The sequence below is a fragment of the Methylobacterium crusticola genome (assembly GCF_003574465.1).
In the GTDB taxonomy this organism is placed as follows: Bacteria; Pseudomonadota; Alphaproteobacteria; order Rhizobiales; family Beijerinckiaceae; genus Methylobacterium; species Methylobacterium crusticola.
Window position 1 is genome coordinate 1 of the sequence record NZ_QOWC01000406.1, and the last position, 2888, is coordinate 2888.

General features: G+C 57.2%; 2 protein-coding genes and 2 pseudogenes. 1 reads left to right on the top strand and 3 read right to left on the bottom strand.

What is annotated here, in order from left to right:
- Window positions 1–277 precede the first annotated feature (277 nt).
- Complete coding sequence (locus DT057_RS34470) at window positions 278–661, bottom strand: hypothetical protein (RefSeq protein WP_128566497.1); 384 nt, start codon at window positions 659–661, stop codon at window positions 278–280.
- Between the two features lie 777 nt (window positions 662–1438).
- On the opposite strand from DT057_RS34470, the pseudogene DT057_RS34475 reads away from it, so the two are divergent.
- Window positions 1439–1675: pseudogene (locus DT057_RS34475) on the top strand (IS6 family transposase); the annotation flags it as partial.
- On the opposite strand, the pseudogene DT057_RS34480 reads toward DT057_RS34475, so the two are convergent.
- Together DT057_RS34480 and DT057_RS34485 are read right to left on the bottom strand one after the other, a co-directional pair.
- Window positions 1669–1941 (bottom strand): annotated as a pseudogene (locus DT057_RS34480) (transposase family protein); the annotation flags it as partial. The pseudogenes DT057_RS34475 and DT057_RS34480 overlap by 7 nt on opposite strands.
- Before the next feature lie 73 nt (window positions 1942–2014).
- Window positions 2015–2248, bottom strand: a complete 234-nt coding sequence (locus DT057_RS34485; RefSeq protein ID WP_128566498.1) for a hypothetical protein — start codon at window positions 2246–2248, stop codon at window positions 2015–2017.
- Between the last annotated feature and the right edge of the window lie 640 nt (window positions 2249–2888).

Here is a 2888-nt window from a genome sequence, read left to right on the forward strand (position 1 = left end):
ATCATCCAAGCCGCAAAGCGCGGGCACCAAGTGTTAGACTCAAACCACTAGGAACCGCCCGGGTGGCCTCCAGGCCAATCCGCGCCGCATAGATCACGTCAGACTAGCCGCCGGCCCGCGAGGCGCCGCGGGAGGCGGTAAGACTGACACTCGAATGAGAGCGCCACGGTGGCGCACTTGAGACCTTTCGAGGACTTCCGACAGGTCCCATAACGCGTTCCATACTGGGGCTTATGCGGACCCGACCCGTCCGCTGAGAAACAACTCTTAGTGGCGGCTAGTATTGATCCTCTGTGATCAGTTGAATGAGGCGCAGAGAGAGAAGGCGCAAGCTCGGATGTACTGGGCCGCCAGTACCACTACCATACATACGCCAAGCGAATTCACAGGCCCTGTGATTACTCTGCTCAAAACCTACTAAGTACTTCCGAACGATCACTCGAGGAGCTTCAGACCAGCTTTTGAGGTCCAATCGATCCAAAACAATATTTTCTCGCGACACATCGAGTGTTAGATTTGGGCACAAACGATCAGCAATGCGGGAAACCACGATAGCCTCAATAGCTATCTTTCTATATTTTTCAACAAGATCCGAGCCTTGCTCCTGAGCGCAGGCAGGCCGGGTGAGCAGGATTATGAGAACAAATGCCGCATAGCGCATATTCAGCCCTTGATCCTCCGCTCCGGTCCCGAAGCAGCTTTTCTCTTTCGATGTGGCAGTTCGCACTCGGAATATGCGGGCGCGTACATACCCGCTCCTTAGGCTGGCCGGCTCGGTCACCGGGAATGATCATGCCCTGCTCCTACATCCAAGGGCCTGCGAAAACCGCACTTACCCACGATGGGACAGATCCAAACACCCCTCGATGCTGGGACCTTGTAGCGGATGTTCTCAGGTTGCACAGACGAGGAGGCAACGCTCTCAGGTGCCGGCATGAAGGAAAGCAGATATCCGGCGTAGACGAACGAGGTGATCTGAAGGACCCCGATGATGCTGACGCGGGCGTAGAAGCTCCTGACTGCAAGATTACAGTGTCCGGAGTGCCAGCGACTGGCCATAGTAAGTGCTTCAGCTAGAGGCATCGTCGTCGACCTGAGCTGACGCGAAGATCAGCGCCGCAGCCGGGCCGAAGGTGAGCAGTGCAGCAAAACCCAGCTTGGAGATCAGGTGCATCTAGATGTCCCCCCCTCTCACTCACACGGCATCGACATGATCCCGTGCAATTGGCAGGGGGAGTGTTTCAGGCTCAGCCGCAGTTGTGGGTGTGCTGTCGCACTCGAGATCACGGCTCGGTCACGACGAACCATATGCCAAGCTTATGCGAAGAGCGTGGCTCAAGACGTGGTTGGGAGGGGCCTGTCGCAAACGCGAACGGGCGCCGTTCACCGGCCGTTAGCCATACCCGCCCAGCTTGCCACTCCGCCCCGGAGCCGGCCCATGATCCTGAACGCCCTCGCCCTCAAGCTGAAGAGACAGGCCCGCGGCGACTTCAGGGGCCGGCACTTCGAGGCCACCCTGATCGCGCAGGCCGTCTCCTGGTACCTGCGCTACGCGCTCAGCTACCGCGACATTGAGGAGATGCTGCTGGAGAGGGGCATGGAGGTGGACCACTCCACCCTCAACCGGTGGGTTCTGTCCTACGCGCCCACCATCGAGCGGCGCCTGCGCCGGTTCATCAGCAGGGTCAGCCAGCGCCCGCCTGGCACGCCGTGATGGTAGGGCAGGTAGCGGCGCAGCACCGGCAGGTGCGCCTCGCCCCAGGCCGCGATCAACTCATAGTCCTCGCAGTCGCAAATCGTGCCGCACACCACCAGCAGCAGAACCTCAGGCAGCGGGTGGGCGACCCGCCAGGGCTCGCGCGGATCCTCGATCTCGGCAAAGTGCTCCAGCAGCGCCTTCAGGCGCGACGGCGGCAGGCGCTCCAGGATCGCAAGGCTCATCAGCGGCGCTCCCATTCCGGAGCACCCACAGAGTCAGCATCCGCGCAAGCCGTAAACTGCCATTAACCCGAGTTCAGAGCCCTGGCATCGCGATCACTCGCTCGATATCCTTCCGAAAGACCTTGAGGGCTGCGATCCGCTCTGGACTTCCCAGTTGATGTTCAACCTTGGCATCTCGGAATGTTTCGCGAATGCTCCGCAGCTCCAGCATGGCTAAGTCCATTGTGCGCCAGATATCATCGTAGCAGCCGATGCGGCGTGCGCCTTCTATTAACGAGAGAAGAACAGTCACAATCGCAGAAGTCATCGGTAGTCAACCATCCAGAACTCACAATAAACTAGTGCGCTACGTCAAGTTAACAGCGAACAAAGGTGCAAGAACTGCTAGCCACAAACTAGCGTAGCTGAGAAGTTTGTGCTTCTTTTGATTTTCTGTGGCGACTTGGATCATCTATTTCATATTGACATCAACGTGATCGAGCAAACGTTGCTTGCGCTTCTACCAGCAATTAGCTTCGTTTGTCTCAAGCGAAGGTTGTGGGATCCCGATACTCGCCGCTAGAGGTTCGACGTTATTGGACATTGTATCCACCCGGGCCAATGTGCCGACATTCACAGCTTGTTAGGCGAGTATCGCTGATTTGGAGCTCAGTACCAGCATCTGCATCCCACCTCTTCCACCACTTGGGAATGTGATGAAGGCATTCTGGCATGCTTATCAGCGGCAAATCTCAAATAAACATTTCGATTGTCGCCACGAAAAGGAACCAAGTTGAAAGGATTTGTAACTGCTATCTTCGCCATTGCTATGATGACCGCACCATTCGCTGTGCCCGCCAGAGCTAATGCCTACACCAACTCTTATGACAAGGCCAGCGATGGTTCGAACTGTGGCGGCCGAGCTTCCGGCTGTAAGGCTGTGATTAGGCGTGGAATAAGGACCCCGT

Excerpts from the sequence above, each read along its gene's own strand:
- DT057_RS34470 (WP_128566497.1), bottom strand. The coding sequence starts at position 661 with ATGCGCTATGCGGCATTTGTTCTCATAATCCTGCTCACCCGGCCTGCC.
- DT057_RS34485 (WP_128566498.1), bottom strand. The coding sequence starts at position 2,248 with ATGACTTCTGCGATTGTGACTGTTCTTCTCTCGTTAATAGAAGGCGCA.